Source organism: Pseudarthrobacter sp. C1 (genome assembly GCF_034720455.1).
GTDB lineage: Bacteria > Actinomycetota > Actinomycetes > Actinomycetales > Micrococcaceae > Arthrobacter.
Genome location: NZ_JAYESK010000001.1, coordinates 523,104 through 540,001, shown reverse-complemented (window position 1 = coordinate 540,001; position 16,898 = coordinate 523,104). Strand labels below are relative to the sequence as shown.

The 16,898-nt window shown below is 65.1% G+C and carries 16 protein-coding genes and 1 tRNA gene; 9 read left to right on the top strand and 8 right to left on the bottom strand.

The genetic code is table 11. From position 1 onward, the window contains the following. Positions 1-28: 28 nt before the first annotated feature. Both U7114_RS02360 and U7114_RS02355 read right to left on the bottom strand, forming a co-directional pair. Positions 29-766 (bottom strand): hypothetical protein, encoded by a 738-nt coding sequence (locus U7114_RS02360; protein ID WP_321215411.1) that lies wholly within the window; start codon positions 764-766, stop codon positions 29-31. Further along, positions 763-1,497: a hypothetical protein gene (locus U7114_RS02355; RefSeq protein WP_157239029.1), complete on the bottom strand. Its 735-nt coding sequence runs from the start codon at positions 1,495-1,497 to the stop codon at positions 763-765. Before U7114_RS02355 ends, U7114_RS02360 begins: the two co-directional genes overlap by 4 nt. Positions 1,498-1,746: 249 nt before the next feature. On the opposite strand from U7114_RS02355, the gene U7114_RS02350 reads away from it, so the two are divergent. Together U7114_RS02350 and U7114_RS02345 are read left to right on the top strand one after the other, a co-directional pair. Next, the gene (locus tag U7114_RS02350; protein WP_321215412.1) at positions 1,747-3,417 is read left to right on the top strand and encodes an ABC-F family ATP-binding cassette domain-containing protein; all 1,671 of its coding nucleotides are present in this window, start codon (positions 1,747-1,749) and stop codon (positions 3,415-3,417) included. Further along, positions 3,414-5,327 (top strand): ABC transporter ATP-binding protein, encoded by a 1,914-nt coding sequence (locus U7114_RS02345; protein WP_323056466.1) that lies wholly within the window; start codon positions 3,414-3,416, stop codon positions 5,325-5,327. Before U7114_RS02350 ends, U7114_RS02345 begins: the two co-directional genes overlap by 4 nt. Here U7114_RS02345 and U7114_RS02340 read toward each other — a convergent pair. The 3 genes from U7114_RS02340 to U7114_RS02330 form a co-directional block, all read right to left on the bottom strand. After that, complete coding sequence (locus U7114_RS02340; protein ID WP_323056465.1) at positions 5,324-5,761, bottom strand: NUDIX domain-containing protein; 438 nt, start codon at positions 5,759-5,761, stop codon at positions 5,324-5,326. The genes U7114_RS02345 and U7114_RS02340 overlap by 4 nt on opposite strands. Next, a complete protein-coding gene (locus U7114_RS02335) occupies positions 5,758-6,246 on the bottom strand; it encodes a DUF6314 family protein (RefSeq protein ID WP_323056464.1) in 489 nt (162 codons plus the stop codon). Before U7114_RS02335 ends, U7114_RS02340 begins: the two co-directional genes overlap by 4 nt. A gap of 1 nt (position 6,247) precedes the next feature. Beyond that, a tRNA-Arg gene (locus U7114_RS02330) sits at positions 6,248-6,320 on the bottom strand. A gap of 82 nt (positions 6,321-6,402) precedes the next feature. Here U7114_RS02330 and U7114_RS02325 point away from each other — a divergent pair. Further along, positions 6,403-7,158 (top strand): DUF998 domain-containing protein, encoded by a 756-nt coding sequence (locus U7114_RS02325; protein WP_157239024.1) that lies wholly within the window; start codon positions 6,403-6,405, stop codon positions 7,156-7,158. On the opposite strand, the gene U7114_RS02320 is transcribed toward U7114_RS02325, so the two are convergent. After that, positions 7,151-7,780: a hypothetical protein gene (locus U7114_RS02320; protein ID WP_323056463.1), complete on the bottom strand. Its 630-nt coding sequence runs from the start codon at positions 7,778-7,780 to the stop codon at positions 7,151-7,153. The two genes, U7114_RS02325 and U7114_RS02320, sit on opposite strands and share 8 nt — an antisense overlap. Positions 7,781-7,812: 32 nt before the next feature. Between U7114_RS02320 and U7114_RS02315 the strand changes: the two genes are divergently transcribed. The 6 genes from U7114_RS02315 (at position 7,813) to sucD (ending at position 15,770) form a co-directional block, all read left to right on the top strand. Beyond that, positions 7,813-8,643: an inositol monophosphatase family protein gene (locus U7114_RS02315; protein ID WP_157239022.1), complete on the top strand. Its 831-nt coding sequence runs from the start codon at positions 7,813-7,815 to the stop codon at positions 8,641-8,643. Between the two features lie 119 nt (positions 8,644-8,762). After that, positions 8,763-11,300: a DNA helicase PcrA gene (gene pcrA, locus U7114_RS02310; protein ID WP_416235536.1), complete on the top strand. Its 2,538-nt coding sequence runs from the start codon at positions 8,763-8,765 to the stop codon at positions 11,298-11,300. 123 nt (positions 11,301-11,423) lie between these two features. Further along, positions 11,424-12,734 carry a glycosyltransferase gene (locus U7114_RS02305; protein ID WP_321215417.1) on the top strand — a complete coding sequence of 437 codons (1,311 nt, stop codon included), beginning with the start codon at positions 11,424-11,426 and terminating at the stop codon, positions 12,732-12,734. Positions 12,735-12,752: 18 nt separating this feature from the next. Next, on the top strand, positions 12,753-13,463 hold the full coding sequence (locus U7114_RS02300) for a hypothetical protein (RefSeq protein WP_321215418.1): 711 nt from the start codon (positions 12,753-12,755) through the stop codon (positions 13,461-13,463). A 223-nt stretch (positions 13,464-13,686) separates the two neighbouring features. Continuing rightward, complete coding sequence (gene sucC, locus U7114_RS02295) at positions 13,687-14,856, top strand: ADP-forming succinate--CoA ligase subunit beta (RefSeq protein ID WP_321215419.1); 1,170 nt, start codon at positions 13,687-13,689, stop codon at positions 14,854-14,856. A gap of 11 nt (positions 14,857-14,867) precedes the next feature. Continuing rightward, complete coding sequence (sucD, locus tag U7114_RS02290) at positions 14,868-15,770, top strand: succinate--CoA ligase subunit alpha (protein ID WP_157239019.1); 903 nt, start codon at positions 14,868-14,870, stop codon at positions 15,768-15,770. Between the two features lie 163 nt (positions 15,771-15,933). Here sucD and U7114_RS02285 read toward each other — a convergent pair whose 3' ends face one another. Both U7114_RS02285 and U7114_RS02280 read right to left on the bottom strand, forming a co-directional pair. Then, complete coding sequence (locus U7114_RS02285; protein ID WP_321215420.1) at positions 15,934-16,416, bottom strand: SRPBCC family protein; 483 nt, start codon at positions 16,414-16,416, stop codon at positions 15,934-15,936. Next, positions 16,409-16,774 carry a metalloregulator ArsR/SmtB family transcription factor gene (locus tag U7114_RS02280; protein ID WP_321215421.1) on the bottom strand — a complete coding sequence of 122 codons (366 nt, stop codon included), beginning with the start codon at positions 16,772-16,774 and terminating at the stop codon, positions 16,409-16,411. Before U7114_RS02280 ends, U7114_RS02285 begins: the two co-directional genes overlap by 8 nt. Between the last annotated feature and the right edge of the window lie 124 nt (positions 16,775-16,898).

Below are 16,898 nucleotides of genomic sequence, written 5' to 3'. Positions count from 1 at the left end.
TCTAATGTTTTTGTGAAAGCCCGCTTTGTTACTTTTCGGTATATGTCCTTTTGGTGGACAAAGGCCTGCCGCTGCGCACCCGCGCCGCCCAGATCAGCGCCAGCCCAACCACGTAACACAGCACGGCGGTGTAGTTGACCACGAACATGATGGCGCCCCATCCCGGAGGCACCAAGGGAAACAGCAGGCTGAGGCCAATCGCCACGCCGCCCAGGGCAAGAAGGGCGGCTGCCACCCGCACCAGCACCGGCAGCCGGCTCCGGACTGCCCGCACCATGGCGGGCAGCAGGACGAGGCCTACATATGCGGGGTAGGCGCGGCCGGCGGCACCGTAGTACTGGGCCAAGATGGCGTTGTGCTGGTTTCTGACCGACGGTGCCGACAGTCCCGCCGATGAACCGGTGGTGTCCATAAGGAAGAACACCGCTGTCATCACCAGCGAAACGACCGCCAGCACCATCATGCCGGCCTTTCCCGTGATGAGCCGGTACGCGCCTTCAGCACCGAAGCCGCGCGTGACGCGTATCCCGATGAAATAGATGGCGGCAAAGATGATGAAGCGCAGCAGCAGGTTGGCAAGGTTGATGCCGCCCAACGCCTGGTCGATGGCTACGTACGGCGCCTCGATGCTCAAGAGGATGGCTGCGGTCATCAGGGCGAAGATATAGAAGAGCGACCTGTTCTCGCCGCGCAGGGCGCTGGGGAGGCGGGCAGCCGCAACAAGGCCGCAGATGGCAAGGGTGGACCACTGAAGAATTTCGATCATCCCAGGTTCTCCCAGATCTTTTCGGTCTGCGCCTGGTCTTGCTCCTGGCGCCGCAGTACCTTGCCCAGTGCCTGCAGCCTGTCGCCGGCCAAGGCGGTGAGGTCGCCGTCGGACAGGCTGTCCAAGGCCCGCTGCCGGGCGCCGGCCGGCCAACCGGCCTCTTCCTCCGTGATGAGGCCGGTAGCCACCAGCCCGCCTGTGGGTCCGACGCCCGCGGCGAGGGACGTGGCTATGGCCAGTTCAGGGGACAGCCGGTTCGCGGTCAGCTGGGCAGAGTAGTTCTGGGGCGCAACCCCCGTGGCAGCCGATACGCGGTGCCGCAGTTCGCCGTCGTCGATTGCATCAACCCAGTTCTTGACCGACGTGGAGTGCGGCGCCGCAGAGAGCGGCAGGGGCTCCTTCCCGGGGGCGGCTGCTTCCATCGCCGGCCGCGCCAGCAGTGCCTGCAGGAGGTCGGCCGTGGAAATCTGGCTCACCAGTTCACACCGGGTGGGCGGAGGCAGGGGACCGGCCAGGTCCCGGTAGGCCTCGAAGGTGGCGAGGGCCGCAACAGGATTGACGCCGTAGGCGCGGCTGATGCTCACGACAGTGCCCACGGCGACTTTCCCGCGGACCAGCTGCTGGGCGAGCGTGGTCCGCTTGATCCCGGAGATCCTGCAGACATCTGCCGTGCTGGCGTCCGGCGCAATGCCTTGCAGCCAGCGCTGGAACGCCTTGGCGGGGATGGTCATGGAGGGCTCTCTGCAGAACGGGTGTTTCGTTGATTTTAGCCTGCCCCTTGAGTCCCGGTTTTACCCGCGCAGCCGTTTCGACTATGCTTGATGGTCGAGCCCGTTGGTCCGTACACCCCCCAAGTCCGGACCAGCGGGTTCTTTCATGTCCTGCGGCCCGCGCACCTTCCTCCCGGGCAATCGGCATGGCCCTGCCGGCCGGTTTTAGGCAGAAAACACGCTGCGCAACAGCGGCGAAAGGATGGATCAATGACTGCAACCCTTGTAGCCAAGGACGTTTCCGGCGGTCATGACCACCGGCAGCTTTTCTCCGGGCTTTCCCTGACCGTCGCGCCCGGGGACGTAGTGGGCGTGGTGGGTGCCAACGGAGCCGGGAAGTCGACGCTGCTCCGGCTTCTGGCGGGCGTGGACGAGCCGCAGGACGGCTCGGTCAGTCTTGCCCCTGCCGACGCTTTCGTGGGGTGGCTTCCCCAGGAGCATGAACGGGTGCCGGGTGAAACCGTTGCGGGGTACATTGCGCGGCGCACGGGTTGTGCACAGGCCACGGCCGACATGGAAGCCACGGCGGAGGCGCTCGGAGCAGGTGCCCCGGGAGCCGATGATGCCTATGCACTGGCTTTCGACCGGTGGATGGCTTCGGGTGCGGCCGACCTGGACGACCGGCTTCCAGCGGTATTGGCGGACCTTGGGCTGGAGACCGGCCCGGATGCGGCCATGACGGCCCTTTCCGGCGGGCAGGCCGCGCGGGTTGCGCTGGCTGCGCTGCTCCTGAGCCGGTTTGACGTGGTGCTGCTGGATGAACCCACCAATGACCTTGACCTGGAGGGCCTCGACAAGCTCGAGGACTTCGTCAAAGGCCTGCGGGGCGGTGCTGTGCTGGTGAGCCACGACCGCGAGTTCCTGGCCCGCTGTGTCACCACGGTGGTGGAACTGGACCTGGCGCAGAATGCCGTGGCAGTCTACGACGGCGGCTATGACGCCTTCCTCGAGGAACGCGCCGTTGCCCGGCGGCACGCCCGCGAAAAGTACGAGGAGTTTGCGGCCACCAAGGCCGACCTGGTGTCCCGGGCCCGGACCCAGCGTGAATGGAGCTCCCAGGGCGTCCGGAATGCCATGAAAAAGAGCCCGGACAATGACAAGATCCGCCGCGCCGCCAGCACCGAGTCTTCAGAGAAGCAGGCCCAGAAAGTGCGGCAGATGGAGTCCCGCATTGCAAGGCTGGATGTGGTGGAAGAGCCGCGGAAAGAATGGCAGCTCCAGTTCTCCATCGGCAAGGCACCCCGCTCCAGTTCCGTGGTTGCGACGCTCCGCGATGCCGTGGTCCGGCAGGGCGGCTTCACCCTGGGACCCGTCAACCTCCAGCTCAACGCGGGGGAGCGGATTGGCATTACCGGACCCAACGGTGCCGGGAAGTCCACCCTGCTGCGGCTGCTGCTGGGCGGCATCGAGCCCGATTCCGGCAGTGCCGCCATGGGGGCCTCCGTGGCCATTGGCGAGATTGACCAGGCCCGCGGGCTGCTGGCCGGCAACCTGACCCTGGCTGACGCCGTCGAGGCAGTCCTGGTGGATCTGACCGCGGCCGAGGTCCGCACCCTGCTTGCCAAGTTCGGCCTAAGGGCGGACCACACGTCCCGGACCGTCGACTCCCTGTCGCCGGGCGAGCGGACCCGGGCCGCGCTCGCGCTGCTGCAGGCCCGCGGCGTGAACCTCCTGGTCCTGGACGAGCCCACCAACCACCTTGACCTTCCCGCCATCGAGCAGCTGGAGGAGGCCCTGGAAAGCTACGATGGTGCCCTGCTTTTGGTGACCCACGACCGGCGGCTCCTGGAAAACGTGCGGCTGGATGTACGTTGGAATGTGGATAACGGCGTCATTACGGAAATGCCGGGCGCCAGCGCCCCGAAAGGCACCAGAAAATGAGTATGGACCGGGTGGCCTGGAGCTCCCTCTACAACATCGCCCGCGCTACGAACGGCTCCAAGCCGTTCTCCAAGGAGCTCCTCAAGCGCGTGTTCGGCTTCGCCCGGCCGCATCGCGGAAAGCTCACCGCCTTCGTGCTGCTGTCCATCGTGATGGCGGTCCTTGCGGTGGCCACACCCGTGCTCGCAGGCCAGGTGGTCGACGCGATCATCGCGAAGGCGGACGCCGGAACGGTGATATGGCTGGCGGTGCTGATCGCGGTCGCAGCCGTGGCAGAAGCCGGGCTTGGACTGGTGACGCGCTGGCTGTCCTCTTCGATCGGTGAGGGCGTGATCCTGGACCTGCGCACCAAGGTATTCGACCACGTGCAGAAGATGCCGATAGCGTTCTTCACGCGTACCCGCACCGGCGCGCTGGTCAGTCGCCTCAACAACGATGTGATCGGCGCGCAGTCGGCTTTCGCCGGCACGCTCTCCGGCGTGGTCAGCAACGTGGTGGCGCTGGCCTTGACGCTGGTGGTGATGCTGAACAAGTCCTGGCTGGTGACTGTGCTGGCCATGATCCTGCTTCCGATCTTCCTGATCCCGGCCCGCCGGATGGGTTCCAGGCTGGCGGAGCTGCGCCGCGAGGCCGCCGAACACAACGCCACCATGGGCACGCAGATGACGGAGCGTTTCTCCGCCCCCGGCGCCACGCTGGTAAAGCTCTTCGGCCGCCCGGACGAAGAATCCCGTGAATTCGCCCTCCGGGCCGGCCGGGTGCGGGACATCGGCGTCCGCACGGCCATGCTCCAGTTCACCTTTGTCACGGCACTGACCCTGGTCTCCGCACTGGCTCTCGCCCTGGTCTACGGCCTGGGCGGATGGCTGGCGCTCGGAGGCCAACTCGCCGCAGGCGACGTTGTTGTGCTGGCTTTGCTGCTTACCCGGCTCTACGCCCCGCTGACCGCACTCTCCAATGCCCGGGTGGAAATCATGAGCGCCCTGGTCAGCTTTGAGCGCGTGTTCGAGATCCTGGACCTCAGGCCGCTCATCCGGGAAAAGCCGGATGCGGTGGAATCGCCGCGCGGCCCGCTCTCGGTGGAGTTCGACAACGTCCGCTTCTCCTACCCCTCTGCGGACAAGGTCTCACTGGCTTCACTCGAAGACGTCTCCATCCTTGACACCCGCGGCGGGGAGGAAGTCCTGCACGGTATCAGTTTCCGGGTGGAGCCCGGGCAGACCGTGGCGCTGGTGGGCTCCTCCGGCGCCGGCAAGTCGACCATCGCGCAGCTGCTGGCCCGGCTCTACGATGTGGATTCCGGCGCCGTCCGTTTCGGCGGCGTGGAGCGGGGCGCCGGGGTGGATGTCCGCGACCTGACCTTCGACTCCATGCGGCAGACCTTGGGCATGGTCACGCAGGACGGCCACCTCTTCCACGAATCCATCGCCTCCAACCTTCGGCTTGCCAGGCCGGATGCCACGGAAGCGGACATGTGGGAGGCCATCCGGCAGGCCAGGCTGGAAACCATGATCCGTTCCCTGCCGGACGGGCTGGACACCGTGGTGGGGGAGCGCGGCTACCGGCTTTCGGGCGGTGAACGGCAGCGCCTCACCATTGCGCGGCTGCTTATCGCCCAGCCGCGGGTGGTCATCCTCGATGAAGCAACGGCTGCCCTTGACTCCACCAACGAAGCGGCCGTGCAGGCGGCCCTGGGGGCCGCGCTCGAGGGGCGCACCGCCGTCGTGATTGCGCACCGACTGTCCACGGTCCGGGCCGCGGACGCCATCCTGGTAGTGGAGGACGGCCGGATCGTGGAACGCGGGACCCACACCGAACTGCTTGCTGCCGAAGGGCGGTACGCCGAGCTTTACCGGACGCAGTTCAACGAGGCCACGGCAGTAGCCCAGGAAGCAGTTCCGGAGTTCTAGGCTCCCAAGGGAGCGCTGCCCGGCCTGGCGGCGAGCTCGGGCAGGATGTGGTCCGTCAGCAGCGGTGCCAGGTCTTCGACGGGTTCCGTGCCGCTGCCCAGGGCAGCCAGGTCCAGCCAGCGGATTTCTTCGATCTCCGCCGAGGGGCGGGCCGACCACGTGCCCGGCGCAGTGAAGACGGTGGCTTCAATATCAGTGGCGGCCTCGTTCGCGGCATCGGCAATCCAGACGCCCATCAGCTGCAGATCACGTGGGTCGAGGACGATGCCAACTTCTTCAGCCAGCTCCCGGGCTGCCGCCTGGACAGCTGTTTCGCCGGCCTCCGGCTTCCCGCCCGGGTGCATGAACATTGCCGTGCCGCGCTTCCTCACCGTGAGGAGCCGGCCGGCGTCGTCGAACACGCAGACGGCGGAGACCACAATGCGGTCCTTCATGCGGCAACGCCCGGGATCCGGACCAGATGCGAGGCCAGCAGCAGGTCCTTCTTTGGGCCCTTCACGTCCCACGTGTAGCTGAAGCTGTTGGCGTCCCCGTAGGTGTAGGCGACGCGGTAGGTGTCGGGATCGCACCAGTGCTGGTCCAGGTTCGCCTCCGGGGTGAAGCTCATGGTGTGGAAGGGTCGGCCGTCCGGGAAGAAAACGTCCAGTGCGTCCGGGCGGGCTGTGCTTTTCAGCAGGTATTCGCGGGAAGCGGGGCCTGTAAAGGACGGCCAGCGCATGGTGCCTTCCTCGCGAAGGGCCAGGCCGTCGTCGTCCGTGGGAGCAAAATGCACGACGCCGGAAAAGGTGCCGCGGGTGCCCTCCGCGCGGTCCAGCAGGTCCCGCTGGACGGCCCACCGTCCCGCCTCTGCGGCGCGGCCGGGCCCGTTGGTGCCAAGGAGGTAGGCGCGAAGCTGGAACTCCGGGGAAGGATCGTTCAAGTGCCCTCGATTGGAATCGAACCAACGACACCGGCTTTAGGAGAGCCGTGCTCTATCCACTGAGCTACGAGGGCTTGCGTCCGTAGGATCGGCGGGCCAGTCCGGCCGGACACGGATACAAGCATACAAGGTGCGGGGCCGTACTACGCTCAAGGCATGAGTTCAGCGCCGTCCGCCGCCCCAGCCTTCGCCTTCATTCCGGACACCACCTCCACACGGCAGTACATCGGCGCGTGGTCCGTCCTGAGCGTGCTGCAATATTTCGCGGCAGAGGCGGCAGTGATCGGAGCGTGGGCAGGACCCGCCGCCTACGACCTCCGGACCGGCTATATCAGCGACCTCGGGGCACTGAACTGCGGAATTTATGACGGCCGCCAGGTGTGTTCCCCGCTGAACTGGCTGATGAACGCCTCGTTCGTGGTCCAGGGCCTGGGGATGCTGCTGGGTGCTGTTTTGCTGACCTCCGGGCTGCTGTGCGTGGCGGCCCGGGCGGATCTATGGGCACTGCCGCGGCGGCGGCCCTGGATGGCGGCTGTCTGGGTGCGGATCCTGACCGGGGCGGCCGGGGCCGGGACTGTAATCGTGGGACTGGTGCCGGAGGATGCGGGCTCCAGCTGGCACCTCGTGGGCGCTGTGGTGTACTTCCTCACCGGGGCGGCCGCCCTGTTGGTGCTGGGCGTCCTTTGGCTGCGGAAGACCGCTTTCGCCTGGTTCATCCTGGCCTGCGGCGCTGTTTCCTCCGCTGCTTTGGTAACCGGCGGGCTGACGCGCATGGACGTGCCGGAGCCGGGCACGCTGGAACGGCTGATGGGCTACCCGGTCACGGTGGGCATGGCCACCGCAGGCTTGGTGATTGCGCACCGCGTGCACCGGCACCGCAAGGAGGTCCGGGCCCGGGCTGCGGTCAGCTAGCTGCCTTCGGCTTCCGGGTACCGAGGACGACTGCGGCAGCGCCCGCGAGCAGGTTCAGGACCAGCAGGACCCAGCCGGCAACGGTGAGGCCGGATGCAAGGGCAACCTGGCCGGCGTCGGGTGTTTCTCCTCCCAGCATGCCGTCGATAGCCACGTTTGCCCAGAGCCGCACCACGACGAAGAGCAGCGGGAGAGCCCAAAGCGCCCAGCGCAGCGCCTTCCGGGCAACGTTCGTGCCGATCAGCAGCAGCCACGTGAACCCGAAGATCAGCGGAAACAGGGTGCCCGCCGTCTTGTGCACGTAGTTGAGCTGACCGCGGGCGTCCGCGTCCATGGCGGCCTGCAGCGTGCCGACGTAGGAGGGGTCGAAACCTCCAATGAGGGAGTCCGGCATGGCCAGGCCGCCGGAGAGTTGCCGGAGCTGGTCCAGGGTCAGCAGGTGCAGGTACCAGAAAAGGAACAGGCTGGCCACGACGCCCGCGATGAGGATGAGGTTGCTGTTGCTTTGGGCTTTTTGCGGGGTACGGGCCGTGGTGGGGTTCACCACGGGCGGGAGGTGGTGCTGGGGTACCGCCGCCCTGGAACCGTGCTTCTTGATCCGCTGGGCAGGTGTCTTGGCCATGGCACCATTATCGCGCCCCATAAACTGAAGCCATGACCATTGGCCGGCACAGCGCTGTTGAACTTGACCCTTCACTTGACGACTATCAGCTTGCGGCCGCCTTGGTGCGCGAGGCCGGCCAATTGGCGCTCCTGATGCGGATGGCAGGCCTGCAGTCGCAGCAGAAGACGTCCATCTCGGATGTCGTGACAGCGGCCGACCATGCAGCGGAAGCCTATGTCCTGGAGCAGCTGCAGCGCTGCCGGCCCCAGGACGGCATCCTGGGTGAGGAAGGCGCGTCCGTGCAGGGCAGCAGCGGCCGCACCTGGGTGATTGATCCCGTGGACGGCACCTACAACTTCCTGCACGGCTCCACATACTGGTGCTCGGCCATCGCCCTGAAAGACCAGTCCGACGTGGTGCTGGGCGCCATCTTCCAGCCGGAGGAGGACAAGCTCTGGCTGGGTGGACGGTCGCACCCCGCCACCCTGAACGGCGAACAGCTGACGGTTTTCCACGACAACAGGGGAGAGCGGAACGCGACCGCCGTTGCCGAGCTGGGGGCGGCCACCTATATCCACCCCAGCTGGCTGATGGACCCCCTGTGCGCCATGCCCTGGCATGCGGCGGCAACATCGGCCGCTGCCCTGCGGATGCTCGGCTCCGGCTCCTGCGACCTTGGCAGGGTAGCGGATGGGCAGATCGGCTGCTGGTTCCAGCACAGCTGCCCGGAATGGGACTGGCTGCCCGGCAAAGCGATCGTGCGGGCTGCCGGAGGTGCTGTGGACACCGTGCGCGTGAACGGGCTGGAATGGTTCATGGCAGGAGGCGCGACGGCGGTACGCGAGTTGCGTGCGGCCCTCGCGTCAGGTTCGGTGGCCTAGGGGCATGCCACAGCCCAGGCATGGCATGCACCCCTCAGCGCTATGTGGATAAAGCCCCGTAATCCACAGCCTGGAACTGGGTGTCGGCCCCACCGCCTAGACTTGTAGGCACCATGGATATGTTGTTTGACCCGTACTCTGACGGACCGTTCAAGGCCGCTTCCGCAGCGGCTTCCCGCACCAAGTCGCGCCCTGACGGCGCTACGGCGGCTGGTCCTGGCGGTTCTGCGCCCTGGGAGAACCGGCCAGGTGCGGGCCTTGCGGGCAGCAACCACGAGCCTGATGGTCAGCACGGGGAGGGGCATCGCCACGGCAATCGCAGGCCGGATGCAGCCCAGCTCCTGGAGGGGTTGAACCCGCAGCAGGAAGAAGCGGTCAAACACGTCGGGCCCGCCCTGCTGATCGTGGCCGGCGCCGGTTCGGGTAAGACCCGTGTGCTTAGCAACAGGATCGCCTACCTGATCGCCACCGGACGTGCCCACCACGGCGAAATCCTGGCCATCACCTTCACGAACAAGGCCGCGGCGGAAATGCGGGAACGCATCGAAAAGCTCGTGGGCGGACGTGCCAAGATCATGTGGATTTCCACGTTCCATTCTTCCTGCGTCCGCATCCTTCGGCAGGAGGCGGCAAATGTCGGCCTGAAGTCGAACTTCTCCATCTACGACTCCGCGGACTCGCTCCGGCTCGTCACCCAAGTATCCAAAGCCCTGGACCTGGATCCCAAGAAGTTCGCGCCCAAGGCCATCCAGCACAAGATTTCCGCCTTGAAGAACGAACTCATCGATGCTGACTCGTACGCCTCTGCCGCGAACTACAACGATCCTTTCGAGCAGGCCGTAGCCGATGTCTTCAAGGGCTATACCCAGCGGCTGCGCCAGGCGAATGCCATGGACTTTGACGACCTCATCGCGGAGACCGTCTACATGTTCCGGGCTTTCCCCGCGCTTGCTGAGTCCTACCGGCGCCGGTTCAGGCATGTGCTTGTGGACGAATACCAGGACACCAACCATGCCCAGTACGCGCTGGTCCGGGAAATCGTGGGGGAAGGTCCGGGTGCGTCAGAGCTGACGGTCGTGGGTGATTCCGATCAGTCCATCTACGCATTCCGCGGCGCCGACATCCGCAACATCGTCGAGTTCGAAAAGGACTATCCCGAGGCCCGGACCATCAAGCTGGAGCAGAATTACCGTTCCACCCAGAACATTCTCAGCGCAGCGAACTCCGTCATCTCAAGGAACCCGAACCGTCCCGAGAAGCGGCTGTGGACGGCGGAGGGGGACGGCCACAAAATCATCGGTTATGTGGGCGAGAACGAGCACGACGAAGCCCAGTTCATTGCCAAGGAGATTGACCGGCTCCAGGACGAAGACAACCTCCGTCCCGGCGATGTCGCCATTTTCTACCGCACCAATGCCCAGTCCCGCTCCATCGAAGACGTCCTGGTCCGCGTGGGCCTGCCCTACAAGGTGGTGGGCGGCACGCGCTTCTACGAGCGCAAGGAGATCAAGGACGCCCTCGCCTACCTGCGCGTCCTGGTCAACCCGGACGACGACGTCAACCTCCGCCGGGTGCTTAACGAACCGAAAAGGGGCATCGGTGACCGGGCCGAAGGCGCCGTAGCGGCACTGGCCCAGCGCGAGCGGACCTCCTTTATGGACGCTGCACGCCGTGCTGACCAGGCTCCGGGAATGGCAACCCGGTCCGTGAACGCCGTCCTCGGTTTTGTGAAGCTGCTGGATGACCTCGCCGAGGTGGCTGCCGGTTCAGGCGCCGCAGCGGCATTGGAGGCAGTCCTGGAGCAGACCGGCTACCTTGCCGCGCTGCGCTCCAGCACTGACCCGCAGGACGAGTCGCGGGTGGAAAACCTGGCGGAACTCGTCGCCGTCGTCCGTGAGTATGAGCAGGAGAACCCGGAAGGGTCGCTGGGCGCCTTCCTGGAACAGGTCTCGCTGGTGGCAGACGCAGACCAGATCCCTGACGCGCCGGGAGCAGACATTGATGCCGCCGTGGCGGAAGCCAAACGGCTGGGCGTAGTCACGCTGATGACACTGCACACCGCGAAGGGCCTCGAGTTCCCGGTGGTGTTCCTGACCGGCATGGAACACGGACTGTTTCCGCATCAGCGCTCAGCCACGGACCCCAAGGAACTGGCCGAGGAACGCCGGCTTGCCTATGTGGGCCTAACCCGCGCGCGGAAACGGCTCTATGTCACCCGCTCCGAGGTCCGCAGCATGTGGGGGCAGAGCCAGTACAACCCTGCCAGCCAGTTCCTCGAGGAGATTCCCGCCGAACTCCTGGAGTGGAAGCGCGAGGGGACCAGCAGGCAGGGCGGCTGGGGGAGCAGCGGTTCCATCGGCTCCAACCGCTACAGCGGGTCCTTCTGGGGCGCGGGAACCGCGCGCGGTGCGTCGGCTGATGCCTCGGCCGGCTTCAATGCGGATGTTCCCGCCGCCATCGCGCGGAACCGCGTTCAGCCGCAAAAGGAAATTGTGGCGGTCAGCGTTGGGGACAAGGTCAACCACACCAGCTTCGGCAACGGAACAGTCCTGGCGCTTGAGGGAGCGGGGGACAAGACAGTGGCCAAGGTGAAGTTCGACGTCGGCGAGAAGCGGCTGCTGCTGCGCTACGCCCCGCTGACAAAGCTCGATGCCTGACAGTCGCATAGGCCGCTCACCCCTTCACGGGCAAGGAACCATACCCCTTGCCGGTGCCGGGGCCCAGGGCTAAGGTTCAGGGACCGTCCCGCAGCAGCCGCAGGACCAGTCGGAGCAGGTCCAATGAAAATCCTTTTCGCCAGCCAGGCAATAGACGGGCATTTCAATCCCATGACGGGTGTTGCCGTATGCCTCAAAGAACGCGGCCATGAAGTCGCGTGGTACACCGGTCCTGTCTTCAGCCAAAAACTCCGGGAACTGGACGTTCCGCTCATGCCTTTCAAGCGGGCCATTGAGCACCGGGCGGACAACCTGTTCGAGCTGTACCCCGAACGCGCCAAGCTCAAAGGCCCGCGGGCTATCGGGTTCGACGGGGAAAAGATCTTCGCCAGCAACGTCAGCAACTTCTTCGAGGACATCCGCGAACTGGAACAGGACTTCTCCTTTGACGTGGCCGTGGTTGACAGCTCCATGTTTGTCCACCGCCTCGTCTCGCACCTGATGGGTAAACCGCTGGTGAACTTCGTTGCCATTCCCAACATGGAAAGCGACCCGCAGGTACCCCCGCTCTTCTTCGGTTTCAAGCCCCCTCGCAACGCGGTGGAGAGATCCGTCCAGGCCGCCGCGGGCGTCCTGTCCGATAAGGTGATTCTCCGGCCCGCCGGCCTCAGCTACCGCCGCCAGCTTGCCGTTTACGGCCAGAACGTCCCGAAGCGCGGTCGGCTGACGGACGAGCCCTACAAGACTTCAAAGGCAGTGATCCAGACCGGGCCGGAAGCGCTGGACTTCCCGCGGCGGAACAGGAATCCCGCGGTGCATTATGTGGGGGCACTCCTGCCCTACAGGCTGCCGGGAACTGCAGCGCAGGCATCCGGTGATGAGGCGCAGGTGGCGGACCCGTGGCCGCAGTACCCGCGCACGTTGCTGGTGACCCAGGGAACGGTGGACAACGTGGACCAGGACAAGCTCATTGTTCCGGCGCTGGAGGCGGTAAAGGACATGGACGCTTTGGTGATCGTTGCCACCGGTGGGCGTGGAACAGAAGCCCTCAAGTCCCGCTACCCGCAGCCCAACATTGTTGTCCGCGATTTCGTGGATTTCGCGAATGTCCTGGATTTCACGGACGTCTTCATTACCAACGGCGGCTTTGGCGGAGTGCAGCTCAGCCTGTCCAAGGGAGTGCCCATGGTGGTGTCCGGAATCAACGAGGGCAAGAGCGACGTCAACGCCCGGGTGGAGTATGCGGGCGTTGGTATCAGCCTGAAAACCGAACGGCCCAGACCATCCCGGATCGCCAAAGCAGTGCGCGAAATTCTCTCGGATCCTGCCTGGCGGGCCCGGGCAGGGAACATGCGTGACCAGTTTGCCGCCGGGGATCCCGCCGCTGTTGCTGCCGGCGTCGTAGAAAAGGCGGCCGGCCTGCGGGCAGAATGAAGGCCGCGGTGAAGCATAATGGAGCCCATGCGACGGACTGTTTGGGGGATGCTCGCCGCCCTTTTCCTGCTGGGTGCCACAGGGTGCGCGGTGACGGTGGAAGACCGCGGGTATGTAGCACCGCCGCCGCTGCCACCAATGCAACAGCTGGAGCAGGCAGCGCTGGTTGACCCGGAGGACTACTCCGGCGGAGCTGATGGCGTTGTTTCGTTCATCACGGAAGACCGAACTGTGGCATGCTCCCTCACGGCTGCCCGCGGGCCGCACATCAACCTCCCTTATGAGCAGAACAGCTTCAGCGACAGCGAAAACAACAAGCTGGCCATTGTGCCGGTGGCCCACTGCGAACTGGCCAGGTACCCCAAGCCGCAAACGGAAGACGTGGCAGACGACTGTGCGGCAACGAACCTCGGCTACCTGGGCGGCGTTGCGCTGCTGACGCCTGACGCCGCAACGTATGGCGAGTGCCGTTCCGGCGTCACACAAATGGAGGCAGCGTACGGCCCCCGGGGCAGCAAGGCAGGACCGCTGGCGCAGCTGACTGTCCTGGCGGACGGGAAAATCCTCGAACGCAACGGGCTGCGCTGCTCTGCCTATAACGGCGGCGTAGCGTGCGGAAACGTGTCCGCAGGGGTCGGTTTCTTCGTGTCGCCGGATCATTACGAACTGATCGCAGGACCGGCCGCAAGCCCCCCGGCGGCGACGGCAGGGGCCTCAAAAACCCCGTAATTCCGGGGTTTTTCTACGCTTCATAGAATAGTGTCCTTACTCACATAAGGGGTAGTCTGGGACGGGCCGGTCCTCCCAAAGGACTAGAGTTCCCAGTGGAGCATCACGCCGCGTGGCTCGTTTCCGACAGGCCGCCGGTGCGTGCAATTCCGCAGCCCGGTCATCGTCTTGCGATGGTGTCCGACTGTACAGAAACTACTTCGACGTAGAAGGACACTAAACCGTGGACCTGTTTGAATACCAGGCGCGCGATATGTTCGAGGCGCACGGTGTACCCGTGCTTGCTGGCATCGTGGCGTACACCCCAGAAGAAGCAAAGGCAGCTGCCGAGAAGATCGGCGGCGTTACTGTCGTTAAAGCACAGGTCAAGGCTGGCGGCCGCGGCAAGGCCGGCGGCGTCAAGGTGGCAAAGTCCGCGGATGAGGCACTTGAACACGCCACCAACATCCTGGGCATGGACATCAAGGGCCACACCGTCAAAAAGGTGATGATTGCCCAGGGTGCGGACATTGCCGAGGAGTACTACTTCTCCGTCCTGCTGGACCGGGCCAACCGCAACTACCTGGCCATGTGCTCGGTTGAGGGCGGCATGGAAATCGAACAGCTCGCCGTCGAACGCCCCGAGGCGCTCGCCAAGATCGCCATCGACCCCGCCGTGGGCATCGACCAGGCAAAGGCCGACGAAATCGTCGCAGCCGCAGGCTTCGCTGAGGAACTCCGCGGCAAGGTCGCCGCAGTGATCCTCAAGCTCTGGGACGTCTTCAAGAAGGAAGACGCCACCCTGGTGGAGGTCAACCCGCTGGTCAAGACCGGCGCCGGCGAAATCGTCGCCCTCGACGGCAAGGTCTCGCTCGACGAGAACGCCGAGTTCCGCCACGCAAAGCACGCCCTCCTCGAGGACAAGGACGCTGCTGACCCGCTTGAGGCCAAGGCAAAGGCGCAGGACCTCAACTACGTCAAGCTCGACGGCGAAGTGGGCATCATCGGCAACGGTGCAGGCCTGGTGATGTCCACCCTGGACGTCGTCGCCTACGCCGGGGAGAACCACGGCAACGTGAAGCCCGCCAACTTCCTGGACATCGGTGGTGGAGCATCCGCAGAGGTCATGGCCGCCGGCCTGGACGTCATCCTCGGCGATGAGCAGGTCAAGTCCGTCTTCGTGAACGTCTTCGGCGGCATCACCGCCTGTGACGCGGTAGCCAAGGGCATCGTCGGTGCATTGGCCGAACTGGGCCACTCCGCGAACAAGCCGCTGGTAGTCCGCCTTGACGGCAACAACGTTGAGGAAGGCCGCCGCATCCTGGTCGAGGCGAACCACCCGCTGGTTACCCTGGCCGCAACCATGGACGAGGGCGCCGACAAGGCAGCCGAGCTCGCCAACGCAGCTAAGTAAAGGGACGCACCATGTCTATCTATCTGAACAAGGACTCCAAGGTCATCGTCCAGGGCATCACCGGCGGCGAAGGCACCAAGCACACCGCCCTGATGCTCAAGGCCGGCACCAACATCGTGGGCGGCGTCAACGCCCGCAAGGCCGGCACCACCGTCCTGCACGGCGACAAGGAAATCACCGTCTTCGGCACCGTCAAGGAAGCCATGGCGGAAACCGGCGCTGATGTCTCCATCGTCTTCGTGCCGCCGGCGTTCACCAAGAGCGCCGTGGTCGAAGCCATCGAGGCCGGCATCGGCCTGGTCGTTGTGATCACCGAAGGCGTGCCGGTCCAGGACTCCGCCGAGTTCTGGGCGCTGGCCCAGTCCAAGGTGGACGCCGACGGCAACCAGGTCACCCGCATCATCGGACCGAACTGCCCCGGCATCATCACCCCCGGCGAGGCGCTGGTCGGCATTACCCCGGCCAACATCACGGGCAAGGGTCCCATCGGCCTGGTTTCCAAGTCCGGAACCCTGACCTACCAGATGATGTACGAACTGCGGGACCTGGGCTTCTCCACCGCCATCGGCATCGGCGGCGACCCCATCATCGGCACCACGCACATTGACGCCCTGGCCGCGTTCGAGGCTGACCCCGAGACCAAGGCGATCGTGATGATCGGCGAAATCGGCGGCGACGCCGAAGAGCGTGCAGCCGACTTCATCAAGGCCAACGTCACCAAGCCGGTCGTCGGCTACGTTGCAGGCTTCACCGCTCCCGAAGGCAAGACCATGGGCCACGCCGGGGCCATCGTTTCCGGTTCCGCCGGAACCGCCCAGGCCAAGAAGGAAGCCCTGGAAGCCGCTGGCGTGAAGGTCGGCAAGACGCCGTCCGAAACCGCCAAGCTGCTGCGCGAAGTCTACGCAGCGCTCTAACTCCCAGTAACAAACAACGCGGGGTCACTCCCGGCCCGATCCATCCCCTGGATTGGGCGCGGAGTGACCCCGCGTTGCTGTTTAACGTGCGACTTAACGTACGACGGCGAACGGTCGCCTTTCCCAGCGAAAGGTGACCTCCCGTCGTCGTACTTTTTGCCTGTCAGACCTTGGCTCCGCTGAGGAGTTCGTCCAGCCGCTCGTAGCCCTCGCTCATGCCGCCTTCCATTCCTGACTGGGCCATCCCGTCCCGCGCCTCCTGGCTTGGGTAGACGGAGTGGCCCCGCAGGCGGCACCGTCCATTGCCGAGGTCCTCGAAGGTCATGAATTCCAGGCTCACCACGTCCGGGTAGCCGCCGAACTCAAAGGTCTGGATGGCGAATTCGTTCTCGCGGACCGTGTGGAAGATGCCCCTGAACTCGTAGGGCACCCCTTCGGGCCCGGTGTGCAGGTAGCTGTAGCTGCCGCCGGTCCGGAAATCGTAGTGGTCGATTTCCATCTTGTAGCCCCGCGGGCCCAGCCACTGGACGATCAGGTCCGGTTCCTTGTGGGCCCGGAAGACGTCCGCGACGGGGAAATCAAACTCGCGCTCGTAGTCGATGAAGGGGACGCCCTCAGGAACGCTGAGTTTCAGGGAATTACTCATGATGACTCCTTGGAGATGGATCGCTGCTGGCCGCAGCATTTGATCTAAGTACGGCGTCGAGGCTCCGGAACTGCCCTTCGCGGACCAGCCTGTACTGGTCGATCCAGGCTGTCAGCGCCTCAAGCCGCGCAGGGTTCAGGTGGACGGGCCGGCGCTGCGCATCCCTGGTCCGGGTGACCAGTCCCGCCTGCTCGAGTACCTGGATATGTTTTGAGACCGCCTGCTTGGAGATCTCAAACGGTTCCGCCAGTTCGTTCACGGTGGCCTGGCCCCGGCTGAGCCGGGCGATGATGCTCCGCCGCACGGGATCGGCCAAGGCCATGAAGGCCGAGTCCAAGGCTGCGCTTTCGGAGTTCATCAGGTCCCTTCCTTATTCAACCTTTTCTTTTATCAACCTTGAGGTTGTTTAAGTCTATGCCTGTTCCGGCGGCTGTTCAAGATCCCCAGAGGCGCTCTTGCCGCAGCTTGAACAACTTTGTTAG